Consider the following 22,127-nt stretch of genomic DNA (forward strand, 5'->3'; position numbering starts at 1 on the left):
GAATATCCCCTCCCCACAAGGGGGAGGGGAGACGAAACGCGCAGCCCCGGCCCCGCGAGCGTCGTCCTTGTCTCGCCATCCTTCGGGGCTTACTGTCCGCCGTCCCATGAGGAGATAGGTTCGGTGCTGCACGTCTCGACCCGCGGGGAGGCGCCCGCGATTGCCTTCAACGAAGCGCTTCTGGCGGGCCTTGCCCGGGATGGCGGGCTCTATGTGCCCGAGACCTGGCCGCAGCTGACGCGCGAGGCGATCGCCGCCTTGGCCGGCAAGTCCTATGCCGCCGCGGCGAACGAGATCGTCGGCGCCCTCGTCGACGGCGACGTGCCGGCCGATGCCCTTTCGGCGATGGTCGCCGAGGCCTATGCCACCTTCCGCCATCCGGCGGTGTGCCCGCTGAACCAGGTGGGCGACAATCTCTTCGTGCTCGAGCTGTTCCACGGGCCGACGCTCGCCTTCAAGGACGTCGCCATGCAGCTGCTCGCGCGGCTCATGGACCACGTGCTGAAGCAGCGTGGCGCCCGGGCGACCATCGTCGGGGCGACCTCCGGCGACACCGGCTCGGCGGCCATCGAGGCCTTCGCCGGGCTCGACCAGGTCGACGTCTTCATCCTCTATCCGCACGGGCGGGTGTCGGAGGTGCAGCGCCGCCAGATGACCACCGTCGCCTCGCCCAATGTGCACGCCATCGCGCTCGAGGGCACGTTCGACGACTGCCAGGGCATCCTCAAGGGCCTGTTCAACAACCACCGCTTCCGCGACGAGCTGGCGCTGTCCGGCGTCAATTCCATCAACTGGGCGCGCATCGCGGCGCAGGTGGTCTATTATTTCACCGCCGCCGTCTCGCTCGGCGCGCCGCATCGTCCCGTCTCCTTCACCGTGCCGACGGGCAATTTCGGCGATATCCTTGCCGGCTATGTGGCGAAGCGCATGGGCCTGCCGGTCGGCCGGCTCGGCATCGCCACGAACGTCAACGACATCCTCGTGCGCACCCTCGCCACGGGTCGCTACGAGACGGCCGGGGTCGCGGCCACCACCTCGCCGTCCATGGACATCCAGGTGTCGTCGAATTTCGAGCGCCTGCTGTTCGAGGCCGGCGGGCGCGACGCTGCCGTTGTCCGGCGCATGATGACGGCGCTCGCCCAGTCTGGCGCCTTCACCGTGGAAGAGCCGCTGCTCGCCGCCATCCGCCGCGATTTCTTCGCCGGGCGGGCGGACGAGGCCGAGGTCGCGGCCGAGATCGGCACGACGTGGCGCGAGGCCGGCTATCTCCTCGATCCGCATACCGCCGTCGGCATGGTGGCGGCCCGGCGGGCACTGAAGGAGGATGCTGCGACGCCGATGGTGGTGCTGTCGACGGCGCATCCGGCCAAGTTCCCCGATGCGGTCGAGGCTGCGAGCGGCGTGCGCCCGCCGCTGCCGCCCCATCTCGCCGATCTCTATGACCGGCCGGAGCGGTTCGACGTGGTCGCCAACGACATCGCCGCCGTCGAGACGTTCGTGCGTGCGCGGGCCCGTGCCGCGCGGGGAGCCGCCGCATGAAGGCAGCCGCCGAAGCGGCCGGGGAGAACGGACTGGAGGTTTCGACGCTCGCCAACGGCCTTACCGTGGTGAGCGAGCGCATGCCGCAGGTCGCCACCGTGGCGGTGGGCGTATGGGTGGGCGCAGGCGTGCGCAACGAGCGGCCGCAGGAGCACGGCCTCTCACATTTCATCGAGCACATGGCCTTCAAGGGCACCGAGCGCCGCTCGGCCCGCGCCATCGCCGAGGCCGTCGAGGCGGTGGGCGGCGACTTCAATGCCGAGACGGGCATCGAGCACACCTCTTATACCGTCCGCCTCTTGCCGGAGGACCTCGACCTTGCGCTCGACATCCTCGCCGACATCCTGACCCGCTCGCGCTTCGCGCCGGATGAGATCGCCCGCGAGAAGTCGGTGATCCTGCAGGAGATCAGCGCCGTCGAGGACACGCCCGAGGACCTCGTCAACGACCTGTTCATGAGCTGCGCCTTCGCCGGCCAGCCGCTCGGCCGTCCCATCCTCGGGACCGCGACGAGCGTGCGCGGCCTCACCCGCGAGCGCCTCGTCGGCTTCCTCGCGCGGGAATATCTCGCCTCCCGCATCGTCGTCGCCGCGGCGGGGGCCGTCGACCATGGCCGGCTCGTCGCGGGCGTCGAGCGGCATTTTGCCGGCATCGGCGCCGGCGCGGGCTCCACGGCCGAGCCGGCGCGCTTCACGCCGGGCGAGTTGCGGGTCGAGCGCGACATCGAGCAGGTGCAGCTCATGCTCGGCTGGCCGGGCAGGGCGCTCGGAGACGACGGGCATTATGCCCTGCAGGTCTTCGCCAACCTGCTCGGCGGGGGCATGTCCTCGCGCCTCTTCCAGGAGGTGCGCGAGGAGCGCGGCCTCGCCTATGCGGTCGATGCCTTCCACTGGCCCTTCCTGGACACGGGTGTCTTCGGCCTCGCTGCCGGTACGGCGCCGGAGGATGTCGCCGAGCTCGTGCCGGTGGCGCTCGCCTGCCTGCGTGATGCGGCACTCGCCGCAACGCCCGAGGAACTCGGCCGCGCGCGGGCGCAGATGAAGGTGGCGCTGCTCACGACGAGCGAATCGGCCATGGGGCGGGCCGACCAGCTGGCGCGGCAGATGCTCGCCTTTGGGCGCATCGTCCCGCGCGCGGAAATCGTCGCCCGGCTCGACGCCCTCACGGTCGAGGATATACGTGCAGCGGGCCGCACCCTGCTAGAATGCCCTCCCGTCGTCGTGGGGCTCGGGCCGGTCGCGCATCTGCCGGCGCCCGCCGCTGTCCAGACGATGCTCGCTGGAAAGTGAACGCCATGGTGCTGTTCCGCTTCACGCCCCACAACGAGGCCCTGCCGGCCGTGCGTGGCGAGGGGCTGTACCTCAGGGCACCGCAGATGGCCGATTTTTCCCAGTGGGCCGCCCTGAGGGCGGAAAGCCGGCGCTTCCTCGAGCCGTGGGAGCCGCTCTGGCCGGCCGACGACCTGACGCGCAGCTCCTTCCGCCGCCGCGTGCGCCGCTATGCCCAGGAGATCGCCAGCGACACGGCTTATCCCTTCCTCATCTTCCGGCAGGACGACGACGTTCTGCTGGGGGGGCTGACGCTCGGCTTCGTGCGGCGCGGCGTCGCCCAGACCTGCACGCTCGGCTACTGGATCGGCGAGCGCTATGCCTGCCAGGGGCACATGACGCGGGCCGTGCGGGCCGCCGTCGGCTTCGCCTTCCGCAACCTCGCCCTGCGCCGGGTGGAGGCAGCCTGCCTGCCGTCCAACGCGGCCTCCATCCGTCTCCTCGAAAAGGTCGGATTCAGCCGCGAAGGCTACGCCCGCCGCTACCTGTGCATTGCGGGCACGTGGCAGGACCATCTCCTCTATGCCCTGTTGAGTGATGACATCGTCTCGTGAGTGCGACAGAGCCCGGCCGGGGAGCGGGCGGCGTCGGGGCGCGGCCCCGCTGTGGGCGGCCCTGCGGGCTTTGCCCCGCCTCTTGCCCTCGCCCGGCCGGCCCGATACGACTGGGCAGCCTTCCGATGCGCCCACCCGCGAGATCCCCGCGTTGCATCTCCTGCGTAGACTGACGCTTCTCCTGTCGGCCCTCGTCGCCCTTGCCGCCCTGGCGGTACCGGCGGGGGCGGTGGAGTCGGTGCGCGTGACGCTCGATGCCCAGGCCATCGACCTCATGCCGGCCGTCGAGTTCTACAAGTCGGAAGGCGACCTCATCCAGATTCCCATCGCGCCGGGGCCGGACGGCATCGTCCGCCGCATCGCGGTGAAGGCGCGCGACGGCGGCACGCGGCCGGACTGGATGGTCTTCGCGCTCACCAACGATACGGACGCGCAGATCGACCGGCTGCTCGTCGCGCCGCACTACCGCCTCGTCGGCTCCGGTGTCATCTGGCCCGACCTCGGCGCCTCGCGCATCACCGCCATCACGGCGAGCCAGGGCATCCGCCCGGAGCGCGAGGAGAGCCCCGATGCCGACATCTTCACGCTGACGCTCGACCCCGGCACGACCGTCACCTTCGTCGCCGAGCTGCGCACGCCGAACCTGCCGCAGCTCTATCTGTGGGAGCCGGAGGCCTACAAGAAGAAGATCAACGGCCTCACCCTCTACAAGGGCATCATCATCGGCATCGCCGGGCTGCTCGCCCTGTTCCTCACCATCGTCTTCGTGGTGAAGGGGGCGGTGATCTTCCCCGCGGCGGCGGCGCTCGCCTGGGCGGTGCTCGCCTATGCCTGCATCGATTTCGGCTTCCTGCAGCAGATCTTCCCGGCGACCTCCTCGGCGGACCGGATCTATCGCGCGGCGGCGGAGGCCGTGCTCGCCGCGACGCTACTCGTCTTCCTCTTTGCCTATCTGAACCTCAACCGCTGGCACGTGCGCTACAGCCACGTGACGGCCGGCTGGCTCGTCTTCCTCGCCGCGCTCGTGGGGCTCGCCGTCTTCGATGCGCCGGTCGCGGCAGGCGTTGCGCGCATCTCTATCGCGGCGGTGGCGGCCATCGGTTTCGCGCTCGTCATCCATCTCGCCAGCCACCGCTACGACCGGGCGGTGATGCTCATCCCCACCTGGCTGCTGCTGCTGGTCTGGGTGACGGCGGCGGCCTTCACCGTGCTCGGCCAGATCTCGCGCGACCTCGTGCCGCCGGCACTGATCGGCGGGCTGGTGCTCATCGTCATGCTCATCGGCTTCACGGTGATGCAGCACGCCTTCTCGGGTGGCGCGATCGCGCATGGCCTCGTCAGCGACACCGAGCGCAAAGCGCTGGCGCTCGCCGGGGCCGGCGATGTCGTCTTCGACTGGGACGTGATGGGCGACAAGATCTACGTCAGCCCCGAGGTCGAACTGCAGCTGGGGCTGAAGCGCGGCTCCCTCGAGGGGCCGGCCTCGGCCTGGCTCGACGTGATGCACGCCTTCGACCGCGACCGCTATCGCGCCACACTCGATGCCGTGCTGGAGCAGCGGCGCGGCCGCGTCGTGCAGGACTTCCGCCTGCGTTCGGCGAGCGGCCAGTACCACTGGTTCAACCTCAAGGCGCGGCCTGTCGTCGGTTCCGACGGCGAGGTCATCCGCGTCGTGGGCACCCTGGCGGACGTAACGGATGCGCGCACGGCCGAGGAGCGGCTGCTGCACGATGCGGTGCACGACAACCTCACCGGCCTGCCCAACCGCGAATTGTTCTACGACCGGCTCGAGGCGGCGCTCGTCTACGCCCAAGGCGACGACGGCATCCGTCCGACGGTGATCGTCGTCGATCTCGACCGCTTCAAGCAGGTCAACGAATCGGTCGGCCTGTCGGCCGGCGATTCCATCCTGCTCACCATCTCGCGGCGGCTCGGCCGCCTTCTGCGCCCGCAGGACACGCTCGCCCGCATCTCCGGCGACGAGCTCGCCATCATCCTCGTCTCGGAGCGCGAGCCCGATCGCATCATCTCGTTTGCCGGCATGATCCGCCGGGCGGTCACGACGCCCGTGACCTTCGCCGAGCGCGAGATCTTCCTCACCGCCTCCATCGGCATCGCCCTGCACGATCCGCAGGCCGAGGCGCGCGGCGAGGAGATGCTGAAGAATGCCGAGATCGCCATGATCCACGCCAAGAAGCAGGGCGGGGATCGCATCGAGGTGTTCCGCCCGACGATGCGCGCCGAGCGCTCCGACAAGCTCACCATCGAAAGCGACCTGCGCCGGGCGCTCGACCGCGGCGAGATGAAGGTCTTCTTCCAGCCCATCGTGCGCCTCGACGACCGCACGGTCGCCGGCTTCGAGGCGCTGCTGCGCTGGGACCATCCGCGTCACGGCCGCCTCGGCCCGCACGACTTCATCCCCATCGCCGAGGAGACGGGGCTCATCGTCGACCTCGGCCTCTTCGCGCTGGAGCGTACGGCGCGCGAGCTCGCCGCCTGGCAGCGGGCGCTCGACGTCGAGCCGCCGATCTTCGCCAGCGTCAACATCTCGAGCCGCCAGCTCCTGCGGCACGACCTGCTGCACGACGTGAAGACCGTCCTCGCCCGTTTCGCCGTCCATCCGGGCTCGCTCAAGCTGGAGCTGACGGAGAGCCTCGTGATGGAGAACCCGGAATATGCGGCGCAGATGCTGGCGCGTATCCGCGATCTCGGGGCGGGCCTGTCGCTCGACGATTTCGGCACCGGCTATTCGGCGCTGTCCTACCTGCAGCGCTTCCCCTTCGACACCATCAAGGTCGACCAGTCCTTCGTGCGGCAGATGGCGAACGGCGGCCGCCCGGTCATCCTGCGCTCCATCGTCACCCTGGCGCACGACCTCGGTATGGACGTCGTCGCCGAGGGGGTGGAGGACGAATCGGATGCCGTGGCGCTGCTGCAGCTCGGCTGCGAATACGCCCAGGGCTATGCCTTCGGCGAGCCGATGAGCGCGCTCGAAGCGCGTAAGCTCGTCGGCGCGGCGCACGAGGCGGCGTAAGCGGCTATTCCCGATCTCAGGCCTTGATGCGGGGGAGGAGGGGCCTCTGCAACGTCAGAGGAAAAGGACGGACGTTTGGTCCACGATGTGAGCTCCCACCTTGGGATGATTTGCGGACTTCTCAGCTTCGGGTTTGATCAACCATGGAAGACTGGATCGAGCATTTCCGCGCCGCCACCTGCGGTATGTCAGTTTCCCATGTCTGGCGGGGCTACGGTTCGGCCCTGTTCGTCGAATTTGGGTCATTAACGGTTAAGACGCGACGGGACGGCAGCCCCGGTGAACCGCAAGGCGACATCGGCCTGATGATCGAATGGAGTTGGCGCATTGAAGACGAGAACTCCATCGTATGTGGCAGTGAAAGCGATGACGACCTTTGGCCAGCAATCTTTGCTCGCTTGGTCGGCCAACGGGTCATTGATTTGAGGACGTTCGGACGTTTGCCCGAGATACTGCTCTCACTCTCCGGTGGCCTTCACGTTGCTTCATTCATGACGGCGGGAGGCGACCCGGCGTGGGCTTTGTTCGACCGACGTGACCAGTTACCCGTCGCCATATGCTGCCGCTCCGGGGTAGTCGTTGAAGACGGCTGAAGGGCCGAGACGATTAAAAAGCGGCTTTGAACCCGGTGTGCCAAGTTCCGCCTCAGGCGTGCCCGGCCTCGCCGGAGAGCATCCCCGGATCGATGCCGAGCATGCGCAGGGCGCGGTCGTATTTGGCTTCCAGCGGCACGTTGAAGATCAGTTCCGGATCGGCCGGGCAGTTCAGCCAGCCGTTCGCCTGGATCTCGCTTTCGAGCTGCCCTGCCCCCCAGCCGGCATAGCCGAGCGCCAAAAGGGCGCTGTGCGGGCCCTGGCCGCGGGCGATGGCGCGCAGGATGTCGATCGTCGCCGTCAGGCAGATCTCGTCGTCGATCGGCAGGGTCGAATTGTCGATGAAGAAGTCGGGCGAGTGCAGCACGAAGCCACGTCCCGTCTCGACAGGTCCGCCACGCAGCACCAGCACCCGGTCGCGCTGCGGCAGGCGGATCGCTTCCTCGGCATTGATGATGTCGAGCTGGACGAGGAGATCGGGGAAATTGAGCTCCGTCGCGCGCTTGTTGACGACGATGCCCATCGCGCCCTCTTCCGAATGGGCGCAGACATAGATCACCGAACGCGCAAACCGCTCGTCCTGCATGCCCGGCATGGCGAGCAGCAACTGGCCGTCCAGATAGTCCTTGTCGGCTTCGGCCGACTTTCGCACGAGCGACATCAGCTCTCCTTCTCTCGAGAATATGCTACGGCGCGCCCATAGCTTTTCAATGCTTTTTGATGCCTCCTTGTTGCGCTTCACGGCTTCGTGGCTCGCCATGACAGCGGCAGGAGGGTATTCCGGCGCCATGTCGATCGGATGTTTCAGGGACGGGACGGCCGGGCGGGCCGCAGCCATCTGCGGCGTGCTGGCACTGGCCACCCTATGGCTCGGCACCGCGGTCCCGACGGCGCCTGCCGTCGCCGAACCCGCGCCTTCGGCGAAAGCACAGGGCGAGCGGTCCTCCATTGCGCTCCTCTCCGCCGGGCGCATGCCGGACGGGGCCTGGCGGGCCGGCCTCAGCATCGCCCTCGAGCCGGGCTTCAAGACCTACTGGCGCGATCCGGGCGATTCGGGCGTGCCGCCGGTCTTCGACTGGTCGGGCTCGCGCAATGTCGCCCGGGTCGAGGTGGAATGGCCGGCGCCCCGCCGCTTCTTCGACGGCGTCGGCTGGTCGATCGGCTACAAGGAGGATGTCGTGCTGCCGCTGCGCGTCGTCGCGCAGGATGCCGGCGCGCCCGTCGTGCTCGATCTCAAGCTCGACTATGCGATCTGCGAGAAGCTCTGCATCCCGACGGGCGGGCATGTGGCGCGGGAACTCACCGAATCGGCTGAGGACGCGGCGGCGCTCGCTCCCTTCGTCGCCCGCGTCCCGCGGGAGGTCGCGCTGGGCGAGGAGGCCGCCGGCCTTGCGGTCGAGACCGCGGCCATCGAGCGGAAGGGGGACGACATCGCCGTCGTCGCCCGCATCGCGGGCGGGGGGCTGGAGGACGTCTTCGTCGAGGGCGAGAGCGGCTGGTACTTCGACAAGGCCGAGCTGACGCGCCAGGACGACGGCCGCACTCTTGCCCGCGTCCCGGTCGCCGACCGGCCGAAGGCGGCCGCGGGCCCCACGGCCGCGAAGCTCACGGTCGTCGGCAAGGCCGGCGCGATATCCGTCTCGGCGAGGCTCGACGCGGTGGCCAAGGCACGCTAACTCAGGAGGGAGCCTCTCGGCTGACTTTCCCTGGAAGGAGCGTTGTCATGGCCATTGCAGTTGGTGATCGCCTGCCGTCCGTAACCTTTCGCGTCATGACGCCCGACGGGCCGGCCGCGCGCACCACGGACGACATCTTCAAGGGCCGCAAGGTCGTGCTCTTCGCCGTGCCCGGCGCCTTCACGCCCACCTGCCACAAGAACCACCTGCCGGGCTTCCTCGCCAAGGCCGACGAGATCAAGGCCCGCGGCATCGACGCCATCGCGGTGACGGCGGCCAACGATGTCTTCGTCATGGATGCCTGGGGCAAGGCCTCGGGCGCCGAAGGCGTCATCGAGTTCCTGGCGGACGGCAACGGCGATTTCGCCAAGGCGGTCGGGCTCGCCTTCGACGGCTCGGGCTTCGGCCTCGGCACGCGCTCGCAGCGCTACTCGATGGTCGTCGAGGACGGCGTCGTCACGCAGCTCAACGTCGAGGACGCGCCGGGCAAGGCGGACGTCTCCGGCGCGGCGCATCTCCTCGCGCAGCTCTGAAATCGTAGCCGGGCGGCTTCCTGTAAGGCGCCCGGCTCACTCTAGCCGCATCGGCGAGAAGCTCATGCGGTGGAAGGGCGAGGGCCCGTGCGCGGCGATGGCCTCGAGATGCGCCGGCGTGGCGTAGCCGACGTGGGACGAGAAGCCGTAGGCCGGGAACTGCCGGCACAGCCGCGCCATCAGCCGATCACGCGTGACCTTGGCGACGATCGAGGCCGCGGCGATCGAGGCGACGGTGAGATCGCCCTTGATGACCGCTTCCGTCGCGCAGGGCGCATCGGGCGGACAGTCGTTGCCGTCGATGAAGGCGTGCAGCGGCCGCACAGGCAGACCACGCAGGGCCCGCGTCATGGCGGCGAGCGTCGCCTGGCGGATGTTGACGCTGTCGATGATGCGGGCCGGCACGCTCGCCACCGACACGGCCGCGCTGTCGAGGATGAAGGCATAGAGCACCTCGCGCCGGGTGGGCGTGAGCCTCTTCGAATCCGTCAGCCCCTCGGGAATGCGTTCCGGATCGAGCACGACGGCCGCCGCAACGACCGGGCCGGCGAGGGGACCGCGGCCCACCTCGTCCACGCCGGCGACCGGCCAGATGCTGCGCCGGCGGCAGTCCTCCTCGCGCGTGAAGGATGCCGACGCGAGATCGGGGCCTGCCGGCGAATCAGTGTCGTCGATGCGCTTCATGCGGCCATCATGGCGCGCATGCGCGCAGGCTCAAGGCCCGATTCGAGAACGCTCGCCCGCGGGGGCTGCGAAAGCCGCCGTCAGTCCGGCAGGACCATCAGCCCGCGCGCGTCGAGCGGCATGAAGGGGTTGAAGGCCACCTCCCACGGATGGCCGTCGGGATCGGCGAAATAGCCCGAATAGCCGCCCCAGTCGGCTCTGGTGCCCGGCTTCAGCAGGCGCCCGCCGGCGGCGACCGCGGCATCGAGCGCAGCGTCCACCGCCTTCTCGTCCGGCAGGTTGATGGCGAGGGTGAAGCCGCCGAAGCCCGGCGGCGTCAGCGGGAGCTTCGCGTCCTCGGCGAGCTTGTCCCGGTCCCATAGGGCGAGCGCGACATTGTCGAGGGCGAGAAAGGTGATCGATGCCTCGTGGGCCCGCGCCTTCGGCTGCCAGCCGAGCTTCTCGTAGAAGCGCTGGCTCGCGGCGCGGTCGGTGACGCCGAGGGTGATGAGGTTGACGCGGGCAGGAACCATCGCGGTCATCGGTCTTTCCTTTCAGAAGAGGCTGAGCTGCTCGGCGCCGCGGCGGGGCGGGGAGAAGAGGTCCGTCCTGAGCCGCGTGCGGCGCTTGTTGAAGCCGAGGCGCTCGGCCGCCATCTCGAAGCGCCGGCCGATCATCCAGGCATAGGGACCGGAGCCCACCATGCGTTGCCCCCAGCTCGAATCATAGTCCTTGCCGCCGCGCGTCGAGCGGATGAGCGACAGCACGTGCCGGGCCTTGTCGGGATAGTTGCTCATCAGCCAGTCGCGCACGATGTCGCGCACCTCGAGCGGCAGGCGCAGCATGACATAGCCCGCCTCGCGCGCGCCTGCGGCATGCGTCGCGGCGAGGATGTCCTCGATCTCCGCATCGTTGATGGCCGGCACGATGGGGGCGACGAGCACGCTGACGGGGATGCCGGCCTCGCTGAGCCGGCGGATGGTGTCGAGCCGGCGCTGCGGCGTCGCCGCCCGCGGCTCCATCGTGCGGGCGAGCTTGGCGTCGAGCGTGGTGACGGAGATCGCCACCTTGGCGAGGCCCCGCGCCGCCATAGGCGCGAGGAGGTCGATGTCGCGCGTCACCAGGGCCGATTTGGTCACGATGCCGACCGGATGGCCGGCCCTGTCCAGCACCTCCAGGATGCCGCGCATGAGGCGGAACTTGCGCTCGATGGGCTGGTAGGGATCGGTGTTGGTGCCGATGGCGAGCGTGCGCGGCACGTAGCCGGAGGCCGACAGCTCCTTCTCGAGCAGCGCCGGCGCGTCCGGCTTGGCGAAGAGCTTCGATTCGAAGTCGAGCCCCGGCGACAGGCCCATATAGGCGTGGGTCGGCCGGGCGAAGCAGTAGACGCAGCCGTGCTCGCAGCCGCGATAGGGGTTCACCGAGCGGTCGAAGGAGATGTCGGGCGAATCGTTGCGCGTGATGATGGTGCGCGCCTTCTCCGTCTGCACTTCCGTCTTGAACGGCGGCAGCTCGGCAAGGCCCTCCCAGCCGTCGTCGACATCCTCCCGGTGGGTCGGCTCGTAGCGCGCCACGGGGTTGCTGACGGCCCCGCGTCCGCGCCGCCGCTCCGGGTCGATGCGGTGGCCGACAAGGGCGAGCGGATCCGCGGGGCCGACCTGCGGCACCTCCTTCAGCGGATCGCGCCCCCGGCCGGGGCGCGGCGGGGTGGCAGGGGCAGGTGAATGAGAGACGGCTCGGGCCCGCATGGGCGCCTCCGATTTCCAGCAGCGATCGTTGAACGAGAACATATAGAGAACAAAATTGTTCCCCTGTCCAGTGGTCGCCGCGGCGGAGGCGTGGAGAAGGGGGCAGCCGGCGTCGCATCCGGCGGCCCGAAACGGGGCTGGAACGAAGGCCTTTGCGGGGGCGGTGCCGCTACGTTTTCCGACGCAGCTTGCCGGGATGGCTACAGAAACGATGCCACGGCGACGGAAAGAACGAGCAGGCCCGCGAAGGACATGTTCACGGCGCGCCCCACTTTGGGGTTCACCACGCTGCGCGCAAGCAGCGCGCCGGCGGCGAGCCAAAGCAAGTTCACGAGAACGATGGTGGCGAGCAGCAACGCTCCTTTCGCAAACTGATCGGCGACGGCGCTGTTCGGCCATAGGGAATAGCGTGAGAACACCGCCGCCACGGCGACATAGGCCTTGGGGTTGGCCAGCGAGAGGGTCACGCCCGCATACCAGCGCGGGGCGCGGCCGGGCGCTTCCGCGGCGGCCGTCCCCAGCGGCGGCGCCGTGGCGATCCTGTATGCCAGGAAGATGAGATAGGCGCTCGCCGCAAAGGTCACGACCGGCGCCATCCGGGGATAGGAAAGCACCGCCGCCCAGAGGCCCGAGCCGACGAGGGCCACGACGGCGACCATTCCGAGGTTGAGCCCGGCCATGTAGGCCAGCCCCCGCCGCACGCCGAAGGCAGCTCCGAGCGCCGCCAGGCTGAGCGTGTTGGGGCCGGGGCTCCCGACGAGGGCAAGCGATGTCAGAATAAACAGGGGTACGGCGTCCATAGGGCCTCCACTCGCGATCTTGGAGTTGGCCCAGGCGGACGGCGGAAGAGTGCTGCGCTCCCCGATGGTTCCCCATCTCATCCCGCCAGTCACGCAGCACGATGCGAGCGTATCGGCCGCTCGCCCGGCGGGCAAGCCGCATGCATCGGGATGTTGGGCGCGGCTGGCGCCGGCGGGCTCGCACCTGCCACCGAGGATTCAGGCCGTCCGTGGTCCTGCCGCTAAGACAGCGTGCCGCAGCGTCATGGCGAGGTGCCTGCGCTAGGCTTCCGGCATGATTTCCGTCCTGATCATGGCCAATGGCGATACGGAAGGGCTCGGCGCGACGCTGGCGGCTCTCGTGCCCGGCGTCGCGGCGGCGGTCGTGCGCGAGGCCATCATCATCGATTGCGGCGAGGACAGGGATGCCGCGCGCGTCGCCGAGGCCGTGGGCGCTTCGCTCGTGCGGGCCGGAGATGACGAAGACGGCTGGCGCGAGGGGGTGCGCGAGGCGCGGGGCCCCTGGCTCATGCTGCTCAAGGCCGGCGACGTGCCGACGGCGAACTGGATCGCCGTGATGGAGCGCTTCCTGCGCCGCGAGGCCGGCCGGACGACGGGATTGTGGCTCGGCGGCTCGTGCATCGTGCCGCTCGGCCGCTTGAGGCACGTGGCCCAGGGGCTCTTCGGCCGCGCGCCGCTCGGCCCGCGCATGCTGCTGTCGAAGGCCCACGTGGTCGCCGGCCATCGCCGGCCGATGATGCTGCCGGCGCTGCCGGTCGCCTTCGAGGCGGCCGGTTGAGACCGGGGCGTGATCCCCGTCCGTTCAGTTGCCGGTTCCACGCCTCAGGTGCTCGTCGAGCCGCGGCATGATCTCGACGAAATTGCACGGCCGTTGGCGATAATCGAGCTGCGCGGCGAGGATGCCGTCCCAGGCGTCCTTGCAGGCGCCGGGGGAGCCCGGCAGCACGAAGATGTAGGTTGCGCCCGCGACGCCCGCGGTCGCCCGTGACTGCAGGGTCGAGGTGCCGATCTTGTCGTAGGAGATGCGGTGGAAGACGGCGGAAAAGCCGTCCATGCGCTTCTCGAACAGGGGCTCGATGGCCTCGGGCGTCACGTCCCGGCCGGTGAATCCCGTGCCGCCCGTGGTGATGACGGCATCGATGCCGGGATCGGCGATCCAGCCCTTGACGGTGGCGCGGATCTCGTCGACCTCGTCCGGCACGATGGCGCGGGCGGCGAGGCGATGGCCGGCCGCCTCGAGGCGCTGAACCAGCGTGTCGCCGGACCTGTCGTCGGCGAGGCTGCGCGTGTCCGACACGGTCAGCACGGCGATGGAGAGCGGGATGAAGGGGCGCGTTTCGTCGATACGGGACATGGGGTCTGCCTGATGAGGTGGTGCCGGACCGTCAGGGCCTGCTTGCGCCGAAAGTATCGCACGCCTGCACGCGGCCTTCCTTGAGCCCCGTCATGAACCAGCGCACGCGCTGCTCGGACGAGCCGTGGGTGAAGGTCTCGGGCACGGCATAGCCCTGGCCGGCCTTCTGCAGGCGGTCGTCGCCGATGGCCTCGGCCGCGTTCATCGCCTCCTCGACGTCGCCGGGCTCCAGCGCCTTCCACCGCTGCTCGCTGTGGTTGGCCCACACGCCGGCGAGGCAGTCGGCCATCAATTCGACGCGCACGGACAATTCGTTCGCCTGCCGCTGCGAGGCCTGGCGCTGCGCCTGCTGCACCTTGGGCAGGATGCCGAGCAGGTTCTCCACATGGTGCCCGACCTCGTGGGCGATGACATAGGCATAGGCGAAGTCGCCGCCCGCGCGGAAGCGCCGGCGCATGTCGTCGAAGAAGCTGAGGTCGATGTAGACCGTCTGGTCGATGGGACAATAGAACGGCCCCATGGCCGCCTGCGCGAAGCCGCAGTTCGACCGGGTGGCGCCGGAGAAGAGCACCATGCGCGGGTTCTTGTAGGCGACGTTCACCTGCTGCGGCAGGACGGTCGTCCAGACGTCCTCCGTGTTGCCGAGGATGGCGGCAGCGAACTGGCCGGCCTCGTCCTGCGGCGCGCCGCGCGTGCCCGGCTGCGACTGCTCGTAGGAGGAGCCGCCGCCCGACAGCATCTCGGCCCCGCCGATGAGGATGCGCGGATCGATGCCGAGCGCCCAGCCGATGAGGCCGAGCACGAGGATGGTGCCGATGCCGATGCCGCCGCCGCGTCCCCCGCCGGGGATGTGGAAGCCTCCACCGCCGCCGCGCCGGTCCTCGACATTCTCGGACCGGCGGAAATCACCCCAGCGCATGTCTTGCCTTCCGTCGACGCCTTCACCTGCCTGCAGCGGCAGGCCGACCAGCATAGCCCGCCGCGCCGCGCCGGCCAACGACCGGCCGCGGCATGCCGTGGCAGCAGTACACGCCGGGCTAGTGGTAGCCCTCGCCCTCCTTCAGCTTGCCGCGGAAGGTCCAGTATACGAAGACCGTGTAGCCGAGGATCATGGGCAGGAGCGGCAGGGTCCCGATGAGGAGGAAGATCTGCGCCGCCGGCACCGCCGCCGTGTCCCACACCGTCAGCGTCGGCGGCACGAGATAGGGGAAGTTGGAGATCGCGAGCCCGGCGTAGCACAGGAGGAAGATGCCGATCGTGCTGAAGAACGGCAGCGCCGTGCGCCCCTGGCGCATGCCGCGCCAGGCGAGCAAGCCGAGGACGACCGTCCCCGCCGGCAGGAGCCAGAGGAAGTAGATGTTCGGCGCCGCGAACCAGCGGTCGGCGATGCGCTCGAAGGAGGCCGGCGTCCAGATGCTGACGAGCGCCGCGCAGATGCCGACGGCGATGAGGAAGACGGGCGCCAGCCGGCGGGCATGGTCGGCGGTCGGTCCCTCCGTCTTCATCATCAGCCAGCAGCAGCCGATGAGGCCGTAGCCGGCGACGACGCCGACGCCGCACAGCAGCGGGAAGGGCGCCAGCCAGTCGAAGGAGCCGCCGGCGAATTCCCCGTTCTCCACCCTGATGCCCTGCAGGAGGCCGCCGAGGATGACGCCCTGGGCGAAGGCCGCGACGATGGAGCCGCCGGAGAAGGCGAGATCCCACATGCGGTGCCGGGGCTTCGACACCCAGCGGAACTCGAACGACACCCCGCGGAAGATGAGGGCGAGCAGCATCACGATGACCGGCAGGTAGAGCGCCGGCATGATGACGGCATAGGCCTGCGGGAAGGCGACCCACAGGCCGCCGCCGCCCAGGACGAGCCACGTCTCGTTGCCGTCCCAGAAGGGGGCGACGGAGTTCATCATCTCGTCGCGGCGCGCCTCCTCCTGCGTCGTGGGAAAGAGGATGCCCATGCCGAGGTCGAAGCCGTCGAGGATGACGTAGAGCGCGACGGCCGTGGCGATCAGCCCGGCCCAGATGATCGGCAGATACCACTCCATGGCGCGCTCCTCATTGTCCGGGTTGCATGGCGGCGCGGGCCGCTTCCTCGGCCGCCGACAGCGGCCGGTTGGGCAGGCCCTTCGGCTCGGCGGCGACGTCCGGTGCCGGCCCCTTCACGATGAGCCGGTTGATGTAGCGGATGCCCATGGTGAAGACGATGCCGTAGACGACCACGAAGAGCGCCAGCGTGAAGGCCACGGTCTCCATGGCGACCGGCGAGCGCGCGTCGGCCGTGCGCAGGATGCCCGTCGCGACCCACGGCTGGCGGCCGATCTCGGCCACGAACCAGCCCGAGACGATGGCGATGAAGCCCATCGGCCAGGCCCACGAGGCGGCCCATAGGAAGGCCCGCGAGGTGAACAGCCGGCCGCGCAGCCAGAGATAGCCGCCCCAGAAGGCGAGCCCGATCATGAGGAAGCCGATGCCGACCATGACGCGGAAGGAGAAGAACACCGGCACCACCGGCGGTCGGTCCTCCGGCGGGAAGGCCTTCAGGCCGGGGTAGATGCCGTTCCAGTCGTGCGTGATGATGAGGCTGCCGAGGTGGGGAATGGCGATCTCGAAGTCGTTCGATTCGGTCCGTTCGTTCGGCCAGGCGAAGAGGACGAGCGGGGCCACCTCGTTCTCCGGCCAGTGGCCCTCCATGGCGGCGAGCTTCACCGGCTGGTATTCGGCCGTCTTGAGGCCGTGCGCATCGCCGATGAAGGCCTGCAGCGGCGCGAGGATCAGGGCCATGCCGAGGCCCATGCCGATCATGGTGCGGCCGTGACGCTCGTGCACCCCGGCGAGCAGGTAGCGCGCGCCGACGGCGAGGACGACGATGGCCGTCGTGAGATAGGCCGCGGCCACCATGTGCGCGAGGCGCAGCGGGAAGGTGGGGCTGAAGACGATGGCGAGCCAGTCGACCGGATAGGCGATGCCGTCGCGTACCTCGTGCCCCGTCGGGTACTGCATCCAGCTGTTGGCCGAGATGATCCAGAAGGCCGACATGCAGGTGCCGACCGCCACCATGAGCGCGGCGAAGAAGTGCAGCGCCGGTGGCACGCGGTTCCAGCCGAAGAGCATGATGCCGAGGAAGGTCGCCTCGAGGAAGAAGGCCGTCAGCACCTCGTAGCCGATGAGCGGGCCGATGGTGTTGCCGACCACCACCGAGAAGCGGCTCCAGTTGGTGCCGAACTGGTAGGACAGCACGATGCCGGACACGACGCCCATGGCGAAGGACACGGCGAAGATCTTCGTCCAGAAGCGGGCGAGGGTGCGGTAATGCTCGTCGCCCGTATAGAGCCAGCGGCCGAGCAAAGTGGTGATGAAGGCGGAAAGGCCGATGGTGAAGGCGGGGAAAATGATGTGGAAGGTGACCGTAAAAGCGAACTGGATGCGCGCCAGCATCGTCGCGTCGAGATCCATATCGTCACCTCCGGGGATCGTGCCTCGATTCGGAACGACGCCGGATACTACATCACAAGTGTGGAGGTTTCGCCACGCAACGCCGCCGGCCGCCGCGGCAGGCGGTTTCAGCCCTGCGGGGCGCCGGCCGTTTCGTCGAGCACCTTCCTCAGCGCGCGCAGGTCGCGCCACGCGAGCCTCTTCTGCGCCGGCTGGCGCAGCAGATAGGCGGGATGGAGCGTCGCGAGCGCACGGATGGCGCGCCGGCCCGTCTCGTAGTCGAACCACTTGCCGCGCGTGCGCAGGATGCCTTCGCGCACCCCGAGCAGCGCCTGGGCCGACGGGCCGCCGAGGCACACGAGCACGTCCGGGTCGCAGAGCTCGATCTGGCGCTCGATGAAGGGGCGGCATATCGCCGCCTCCTGCGGCGTCGGCGTGCGGTTGCCGGGCGGGCGCCACGGCACGATGTTGGCGATGTAGACGCTGCCGCGGTCGAGGCCGATCGCCGAAAGCATCCTGTCGAGCAACTGTCCCGAGCGGCCGACGAAGGGCTTGCCCTGGATATCCTCCTCGCGCCCCGGCGCCTCGCCGACCAGCATGACGCGGGCGCCCGGCGTGCCGTCGGCGAAGACGAGGTTCTTCGCCGTCGCCTTCAGGGCGCAGCCGTCGAAGGCCGCGAGCGCCTCGCGCAGTTCTTCGAGGCTCGTCGCCCCGCGTGCCGTGGCGCGGGCGGCAAGCGCCGTCTCGTCCGCCGAGGCCGCAGCGGCAAAGGCTGGAGCGGCAGGCGAGGCTGCGGCCGGGGCCGGCTGCCGCGGGTCCGACGGCGCGGGGGCCGGGCGCGCCTGTTCCCCGCGCGGCTGCGGCCGGTCCGGCTCGGCGAAGCGGTCGTGCGGTGCCTCGTCGAGCGCCAGGTCGACGCCGGCATCGACATAGAAGGCAAGGAGCGCTTCGAGCGCTGCCTCGCGGGCTCCGAACTCGGCGGGGGGATGCGACATGCCGGCATTCTAGAGGCGCTACCGGCACCTTGCCAGTACCGGATCGCCGCCGTCCTCCGCTTCGAGAGGTCGCGCCCGCAGTGCAACATGCAGTCTGGAACGGGTCGAAGACTTCGCGTATCGATGATTGCAGCGGATATGGAATTGTTTGTATACAAATAAAAATCTGCCGGGGTGCTGATAAGCCGAGGAGGGGCCTGATGGATCTGCCCGAACGGGAGCGAATGGACTACGACGTCGTGATCGTCGGCGCGGGCCCGGCCGGCCTCGCCGCCGCGATTCGCCTCAAGCAGCTCGCTGCCGAGACGGGCCGGGACGTATCGGTCGTCGTCGTGGAGAAAGGCTCCGAGGTCGGCGCCCACATCCTCTCGGGCGCGGTGATCGACCCCGTCGGCCTCGACCGGCTGCTGCCCGACTGGCGCGAGGATCCCGAGCGGCCGCTGAAGACGCAGGTTACAGCCGACCGCTTCCTCTATCTCGGCCCCGCCGGCGGCGTCAGGCTGCCCAATGCCCTGATGCCGCGGCTCATGAACAACCACGGCAACTTCGTCGGCTCGCTCGGCAATGTGGCGCGCTATCTCGCGGCGCGCGCCGAGGCGCTCGGCGTCGAGATCTATCCGGGCTTCGCCGCGGCCGAGGTGCTCTACGGCGACAAGGGCGAGGTCGTGGGCATCGCCACCGGCGACATGGGTGTCGGCCGCGACGGCGAGCCCAAGGCCGAGTTCACCCGCGGCATGGAGCTGCGCGGCAAGTATACCCTCCTCGGCGAGGGCGCGCGCGGCTCGCTGTCGAAGGAGATCATCAGGCGCTTCTCGCTCGCCGAGGGCCGCGAGCCGCAGAAATTCGGCATCGGGCTCAAGGAATTGTGGCAGATCCCGCCTGAGAAGTTCGAGCCCGGTCTCGTCCAGCACTCCTTCGGCTGGCCGCTCGACAACGGCACCGGCGGCGGCTCCTTCCTCTATCACTTCGACGACAACCTGGTCTCGATCGGTTTCGTCGTGCACCTCAACTATTCGAACCCGACCCTGTCGCCGTTCGACGAGTTCCAGCGCTTCAAGACCCACCCGATGATCCGCGGCATGCTGGAGGGCGGCAAGCGCATCTCCTACGGGGCGCGCGCGATTACGGAAGGGGGCTTCCAGTCGGTGCCGAAGCTCGTCTTCCCCGGTGGGGCGCTGATCGGCTGTGCCGCCGGCTTCGTCAACGTGCCGCGCATCAAGGGCTCGCACAACGCCATCCTGTCCGGCATGCTCTCAGCCGAGAACGTCTTCGCGGCCCTCGGTGAGGGGCGCGAGCATGACGAGCTGGCCGGCTACGAGGCCGGCTGGCGCGGCTCCGACATCGGCCGCGACCTGCACAAGGTGCGCAACGTCAAGCCGCTGTGGTCGCGCTTCGGAACCATGGCGGGCGTCGCCATCGGCGGCCTCGACATGTGGACGAACGAGCTCCTCGGCTTCTCGCTCTTCGGCACGCTCGGCCACGGCAAGCCCGATCACGCCACCTTGAAGCGAATCGACGAGGTCAAGCCGATCGCCTATCCGAAGCCCGACGGCATCGTGTCCTTCGACAAGCTCTCGTCCGTCTTCCTGTCCAACACCAATCACGAGGAGGACCAGCCGGTCCACCTCAAGCTCGCCGATCCCTCGATCCCGGTGGAGCGGAACCTGCCGCTCTACGGCGAGCCGGCGCGCCTCTACTGCCCGGCGGCGGTCTACGAGGTGGTGTATGACGACGCGGCGGCGCGGACCAATCCCCGCTTCGTGATCAACGCCCAGAACTGCGTGCACTGCAAGACGTGCGACATCAAGGATCCGGCCCAGAACATCAACTGGGTGACGCCGGAAGGCGGCGGCGGGCCGAACTATCCGAACATGTGAGCCATCCGGCGGTCAGGCGGGGCCATCGCGGCCGGCCTGACCGCCGGCGGCTGTTCCTTCCCCCGCCGCTATTGCCGATGCACCGCAAAAAGGTCATGTTGCGCGGTAATAGAAGAGGGCGCCGCGCCCATCGGCGAAGCGGCGCAAGAGCGGCAAGAGACACGTGATCCACATGACCTTCAGGCGCTTCTCGCGCATCGCCATTTCGGCTTGCTGCATCTTTTCCGTCATGGCCTTCGGGCAGCCGGGCACGCTCTCGGCCAAGGCGCAGGACGTGGACCTCGCCATCGACAGCCTGCCCGGGCCGGCCGAGAGCGTCGAGGGCAACTATCTCGCCGCCGTGGTCGCCGGATCGGCGCGCGACACGCGGGCGGCCGCGCTCTACTTCCGCGAGGCGCTGCGGGACGATCCCCGCAATCCGGAGCTCCTGGAGCGCGCCTTCGTCGCGCTGCTCGCCAACGGCGACATGGAGGAGGCCTTCTCGGCCGCGCGCCAGCTGCTGCAGCGTGACGCCAACAACGGCCTTGCCCGCCTCGCTCTCGGCGTCGAGGCGATGAAGGCGCGGCGCTATGTCACGGCACGCAAATATCTCGGCAGCGGCGGCCGCGGCCGCGCGGCGGACCTGACGGCGACCCTGCTGTCGGCCTGGTCCTGGGTCGGCTCGGGCAACCTGCGCCGCGCGCTCGACACGGTCGAGCGGCTCAAGGGCGAGAATTCCTACAACGTCTTCCGCGACTATCACGCGGGTCTCATCGCCGCCGTCGGCGGCAATCGCCGCGAGGCGGAGAACCGGCTGAAGGCGGCCTACGACGTCGAGCGCACGACGCTGCGCGTCGTCGACGCCTACGGGCGGCTCCTGTCCGTGCGCGGCGAGGCGGAGGAGGCCCGGCGCGTCTATGCGGCCTTCGACCGGCTGCTGCCGCGCAACCCCATCGTGCAGGATGCCCTGACGCGCCTCGACGCCGGGGAGCGCCTGTCGTCGCTCATCGCCAATACCCAGGAGGGAGCGGCCGAGGTGCTCTACGGCCTCGGCGCGGCGGGCAACAGCCAGGGCGACGAGATCGCGGCGCTCATCTATCTGCGCCTCGCGACGTTCCTGGCGCCGAAGCACGAGCTCGCCATCGTCACCCTCGGCGACATGCTGGAGCGGCTCAAGCAATATGCCTCGGCCATCGAGGTCTTCGAGGCGATGCCGGCGAACTCGCCGCTCAGGTCGAGCATCGACATCCAGATCGCCGTCTCGCTGGAGCTGATGGGCGAGAAGGACAGGGCCCAGAAGCACCTCGAGGAGCTGATCGCCGCCAACCCGGACGATGTCGAGGGCCTGATCGCGCTCGGCAACCTCCTGCGCTCGCGCAAGGACTTCGCCGAGGCGGCCGAGATCTACACCCGGGCGGTCGAGGCGATCGGCACGCCCGACCAGTCGCGCTGGACGTTGTTCTACTTCCGCGGCATCGCCTACGAGCGCTCGAAGGAATGGCCGAAGGCCGAGGCCGACTTCAAGAAGGCGCTCGAACTCGCCCCCGAGAGCGTTGGCAGCGACCGGGCGCTCGTGCTCAACTATCTCGGCTATTCGTGGGTCGACCGGCACATGAATGTCGACGAGGCCTTCGAGATGCTGAAGCGGGCCGTCGAGCTGAGGCCGCGGGACGGCTACATCGTCGACAGCCTCGGCTGGGCCTACTACCGCCTCGGCCGCTATGACGATGCGGTGCGCGAGCTGGAACGCGCCATCGAGCTGCGCCCGTCCGATCCCACGATCAACGACCACCTTGGCGACGCCTACTGGCGCACGGGCCGCAAGCTCGAGGCGAAGTTCCAGTGGAACCACGCGCGCGACCTCGATCCCGAGCCCGAGGACCTCGTCAAGATCCTCGAGAAGATCGAGAAAGGCTTGCCGGACGAGGACAAGCCGGCGGCGGCCGAGGCCGTCGAGAAGCCGAAGAACGGCGGGTGAGGGGACGCGCTTCCGGATGACGGCGCCCTGATGCCTTTCCGTCTCCT

General features: G+C 69.2%; 20 protein-coding genes and 1 riboswitch. Of the genes, 10 read left to right on the forward strand and 10 right to left on the reverse strand.

Annotation, left to right across the window (positions count from 1 at the left end):
- The first annotated feature begins 123 nt into the window (after positions 1–123).
- From thrC to GGR16_RS01465, 5 genes are all read left to right on the forward strand, one after another.
- Positions 124–1,539, forward strand: a complete 1,416-nt coding sequence (gene thrC, locus GGR16_RS01445; RefSeq protein WP_183315507.1) for a threonine synthase — start codon at positions 124–126, stop codon at positions 1,537–1,539.
- The gene (locus tag GGR16_RS01450; protein WP_183315508.1) at positions 1,536–2,828 is read left to right on the forward strand and encodes a M16 family metallopeptidase; all 1,293 of its coding nucleotides are present in this window, start codon (positions 1,536–1,538) and stop codon (positions 2,826–2,828) included. The genes thrC and GGR16_RS01450 overlap by 4 nt, the downstream gene beginning before the upstream one ends.
- A 5-nt stretch (positions 2,829–2,833) precedes the next feature.
- Positions 2,834–3,421 carry a GNAT family N-acetyltransferase gene (locus tag GGR16_RS01455; protein ID WP_183315509.1) on the forward strand — a complete coding sequence of 196 codons (588 nt, stop codon included), beginning with the start codon at positions 2,834–2,836 and terminating at the stop codon, positions 3,419–3,421.
- Between the two features lie 160 nt (positions 3,422–3,581).
- A complete protein-coding gene (locus GGR16_RS01460) occupies positions 3,582–6,455 on the forward strand; it encodes an EAL domain-containing protein (protein WP_183316294.1) in 2,874 nt (957 codons plus the stop codon).
- Positions 6,456–6,598: 143 nt separating this feature from the next.
- The gene (locus GGR16_RS01465; RefSeq protein ID WP_183315510.1) at positions 6,599–7,048 is read left to right on the forward strand and encodes a hypothetical protein; all 450 of its coding nucleotides are present in this window, start codon (positions 6,599–6,601) and stop codon (positions 7,046–7,048) included.
- Between the two features lie 52 nt (positions 7,049–7,100).
- Here GGR16_RS01465 and GGR16_RS01470 read toward each other — a convergent pair whose 3' ends face one another.
- Positions 7,101–7,709 (reverse strand): YqgE/AlgH family protein, encoded by a 609-nt coding sequence (locus tag GGR16_RS01470; RefSeq protein WP_019401121.1) that lies wholly within the window; start codon positions 7,707–7,709, stop codon positions 7,101–7,103.
- Between the two features lie 127 nt (positions 7,710–7,836).
- On the opposite strand from GGR16_RS01470, the gene GGR16_RS01475 reads away from it, so the two are divergent.
- Both GGR16_RS01475 and GGR16_RS01480 read left to right on the forward strand, forming a co-directional pair.
- On the forward strand, positions 7,837–8,724 hold the full coding sequence (locus tag GGR16_RS01475) for a protein-disulfide reductase DsbD domain-containing protein (RefSeq protein ID WP_246372765.1): 888 nt from the start codon (positions 7,837–7,839) through the stop codon (positions 8,722–8,724).
- Between the two features lie 47 nt (positions 8,725–8,771).
- Entirely contained in the window at positions 8,772–9,257 is a 486-nt protein-coding gene (locus tag GGR16_RS01480) for a peroxiredoxin (protein ID WP_026014955.1), read from the forward strand.
- A 36-nt stretch (positions 9,258–9,293) separates the two neighbouring features.
- On the opposite strand, the gene GGR16_RS01485 is transcribed toward GGR16_RS01480, so the two are convergent.
- The 4 genes from GGR16_RS01485 to GGR16_RS01500 all read right to left on the reverse strand — a co-directional run bounded on the left by GGR16_RS01485 (position 9,294) and on the right by GGR16_RS01500 (position 12,468).
- Positions 9,294–9,941 (reverse strand): ribonuclease HII, encoded by a 648-nt coding sequence (locus GGR16_RS01485; protein ID WP_183315511.1) that lies wholly within the window; start codon positions 9,939–9,941, stop codon positions 9,294–9,296.
- A gap of 80 nt (positions 9,942–10,021) precedes the next feature.
- Positions 10,022–10,462 carry a VOC family protein gene (locus GGR16_RS01490; protein WP_183315512.1) on the reverse strand — a complete coding sequence of 147 codons (441 nt, stop codon included), beginning with the start codon at positions 10,460–10,462 and terminating at the stop codon, positions 10,022–10,024.
- A 12-nt stretch (positions 10,463–10,474) separates the two neighbouring features.
- On the reverse strand, positions 10,475–11,668 hold the full coding sequence (locus tag GGR16_RS01495; RefSeq protein WP_246372767.1) for a PA0069 family radical SAM protein: 1,194 nt from the start codon (positions 11,666–11,668) through the stop codon (positions 10,475–10,477).
- 200 nt (positions 11,669–11,868) lie between these two features.
- Complete coding sequence (locus GGR16_RS01500) at positions 11,869–12,468, reverse strand: LysE family translocator (protein WP_183315513.1); 600 nt, start codon at positions 12,466–12,468, stop codon at positions 11,869–11,871.
- 21 nt (positions 12,469–12,489) lie between these two features.
- A riboswitch (ZMP/ZTP riboswitch) is annotated at positions 12,490–12,571 on the reverse strand.
- A gap of 171 nt (positions 12,572–12,742) precedes the next feature.
- Between GGR16_RS01500 and GGR16_RS01505 the strand changes: the two genes are divergently transcribed.
- Positions 12,743–13,246, forward strand: a complete 504-nt coding sequence (locus GGR16_RS01505) for a glycosyltransferase family protein (RefSeq protein WP_183315514.1) — start codon at positions 12,743–12,745, stop codon at positions 13,244–13,246.
- Between the two features lie 24 nt (positions 13,247–13,270).
- On the opposite strand, the gene moaB is transcribed toward GGR16_RS01505, so the two are convergent.
- The 5 genes from moaB to GGR16_RS01530 form a co-directional block, all read right to left on the reverse strand.
- Complete coding sequence (gene moaB, locus GGR16_RS01510) at positions 13,271–13,822, reverse strand: molybdenum cofactor biosynthesis protein B (protein ID WP_019401129.1); 552 nt, start codon at positions 13,820–13,822, stop codon at positions 13,271–13,273.
- 31 nt (positions 13,823–13,853) lie between these two features.
- Positions 13,854–14,741, reverse strand: a complete 888-nt coding sequence (ypfJ, locus tag GGR16_RS01515) for a KPN_02809 family neutral zinc metallopeptidase (protein ID WP_183315515.1) — start codon at positions 14,739–14,741, stop codon at positions 13,854–13,856.
- Between the two features lie 118 nt (positions 14,742–14,859).
- A complete protein-coding gene (cydB, locus tag GGR16_RS01520) occupies positions 14,860–15,864 on the reverse strand; it encodes a cytochrome d ubiquinol oxidase subunit II (protein ID WP_019401131.1) in 1,005 nt (334 codons plus the stop codon).
- 10 nt (positions 15,865–15,874) lie between these two features.
- A complete protein-coding gene (locus GGR16_RS01525; protein ID WP_019401132.1) occupies positions 15,875–17,272 on the reverse strand; it encodes a cytochrome ubiquinol oxidase subunit I in 1,398 nt (465 codons plus the stop codon).
- A 107-nt stretch (positions 17,273–17,379) separates the two neighbouring features.
- Positions 17,380–18,246: a uracil-DNA glycosylase gene (locus GGR16_RS01530; protein ID WP_183315516.1), complete on the reverse strand. Its 867-nt coding sequence runs from the start codon at positions 18,244–18,246 to the stop codon at positions 17,380–17,382.
- Positions 18,247–18,446: 200 nt separating this feature from the next.
- Between GGR16_RS01530 and GGR16_RS01535 the strand changes: the two genes are divergently transcribed.
- Together GGR16_RS01535 and GGR16_RS01540 are read left to right on the forward strand one after the other, a co-directional pair.
- On the forward strand, positions 18,447–20,123 hold the full coding sequence (locus tag GGR16_RS01535; protein ID WP_246372769.1) for an electron transfer flavoprotein-ubiquinone oxidoreductase: 1,677 nt from the start codon (positions 18,447–18,449) through the stop codon (positions 20,121–20,123).
- Positions 20,124–20,295: 172 nt separating this feature from the next.
- Positions 20,296–22,080, forward strand: coding sequence for a tetratricopeptide repeat protein (locus GGR16_RS01540; RefSeq protein WP_019401136.1), 1,785 nt, complete (start codon positions 20,296–20,298; stop codon positions 22,078–22,080).
- Positions 22,081–22,127: the final 47 nt, after the last annotated feature.

The organism is Chelatococcus caeni, assembly GCF_014196925.1.
Lineage (GTDB): Bacteria > Pseudomonadota > Alphaproteobacteria > Rhizobiales > Beijerinckiaceae > Chelatococcus_A > Chelatococcus_A caeni.

Coding starts and splice junctions, on each gene's coding strand:
- GGR16_RS01450 (WP_183315508.1), top strand. CDS start 1,536: ATGAAGGCAGCCGCCGAAGCGGCCGGGGAGAACGGACTGGAGGTTTCG.
- GGR16_RS01455 (WP_183315509.1), top strand. CDS start 2,834: ATGGTGCTGTTCCGCTTCACGCCCCACAACGAGGCCCTGCCGGCCGTG.
- GGR16_RS01465 (WP_183315510.1), top strand. CDS start 6,599: ATGGAAGACTGGATCGAGCATTTCCGCGCCGCCACCTGCGGTATGTCA.
- GGR16_RS01470 (WP_019401121.1), bottom strand. CDS start 7,709: ATGTCGCTCGTGCGAAAGTCGGCCGAAGCCGACAAGGACTATCTGGAC.
- GGR16_RS01475 (WP_246372765.1), top strand. CDS start 7,837: ATGTCGATCGGATGTTTCAGGGACGGGACGGCCGGGCGGGCCGCAGCC.
- GGR16_RS01480 (WP_026014955.1), top strand. CDS start 8,772: ATGGCCATTGCAGTTGGTGATCGCCTGCCGTCCGTAACCTTTCGCGTC.
- GGR16_RS01485 (WP_183315511.1), bottom strand. CDS start 9,941: ATGAAGCGCATCGACGACACTGATTCGCCGGCAGGCCCCGATCTCGCG.
- GGR16_RS01490 (WP_183315512.1), bottom strand. CDS start 10,462: ATGACCGCGATGGTTCCTGCCCGCGTCAACCTCATCACCCTCGGCGTC.
- GGR16_RS01495 (WP_246372767.1), bottom strand. CDS start 11,668: ATGCGGGCCCGAGCCGTCTCTCATTCACCTGCCCCTGCCACCCCGCCG.
- GGR16_RS01500 (WP_183315513.1), bottom strand. CDS start 12,468: ATGGACGCCGTACCCCTGTTTATTCTGACATCGCTTGCCCTCGTCGGG.
- GGR16_RS01505 (WP_183315514.1), top strand. CDS start 12,743: ATGATTTCCGTCCTGATCATGGCCAATGGCGATACGGAAGGGCTCGGC.
- moaB (WP_019401129.1), bottom strand. CDS start 13,822: ATGTCCCGTATCGACGAAACGCGCCCCTTCATCCCGCTCTCCATCGCC.
- ypfJ (WP_183315515.1), bottom strand. CDS start 14,741: ATGCGCTGGGGTGATTTCCGCCGGTCCGAGAATGTCGAGGACCGGCGC.
- cydB (WP_019401131.1), bottom strand. CDS start 15,864: ATGGAGTGGTATCTGCCGATCATCTGGGCCGGGCTGATCGCCACGGCC.
- GGR16_RS01525 (WP_019401132.1), bottom strand. CDS start 17,272: ATGGATCTCGACGCGACGATGCTGGCGCGCATCCAGTTCGCTTTTACG.
- GGR16_RS01530 (WP_183315516.1), bottom strand. CDS start 18,246: ATGTCGCATCCCCCCGCCGAGTTCGGAGCCCGCGAGGCAGCGCTCGAA.
- GGR16_RS01535 (WP_246372769.1), top strand. CDS start 18,447: ATGGATCTGCCCGAACGGGAGCGAATGGACTACGACGTCGTGATCGTC.
- GGR16_RS01540 (WP_019401136.1), top strand. CDS start 20,296: ATGACCTTCAGGCGCTTCTCGCGCATCGCCATTTCGGCTTGCTGCATC.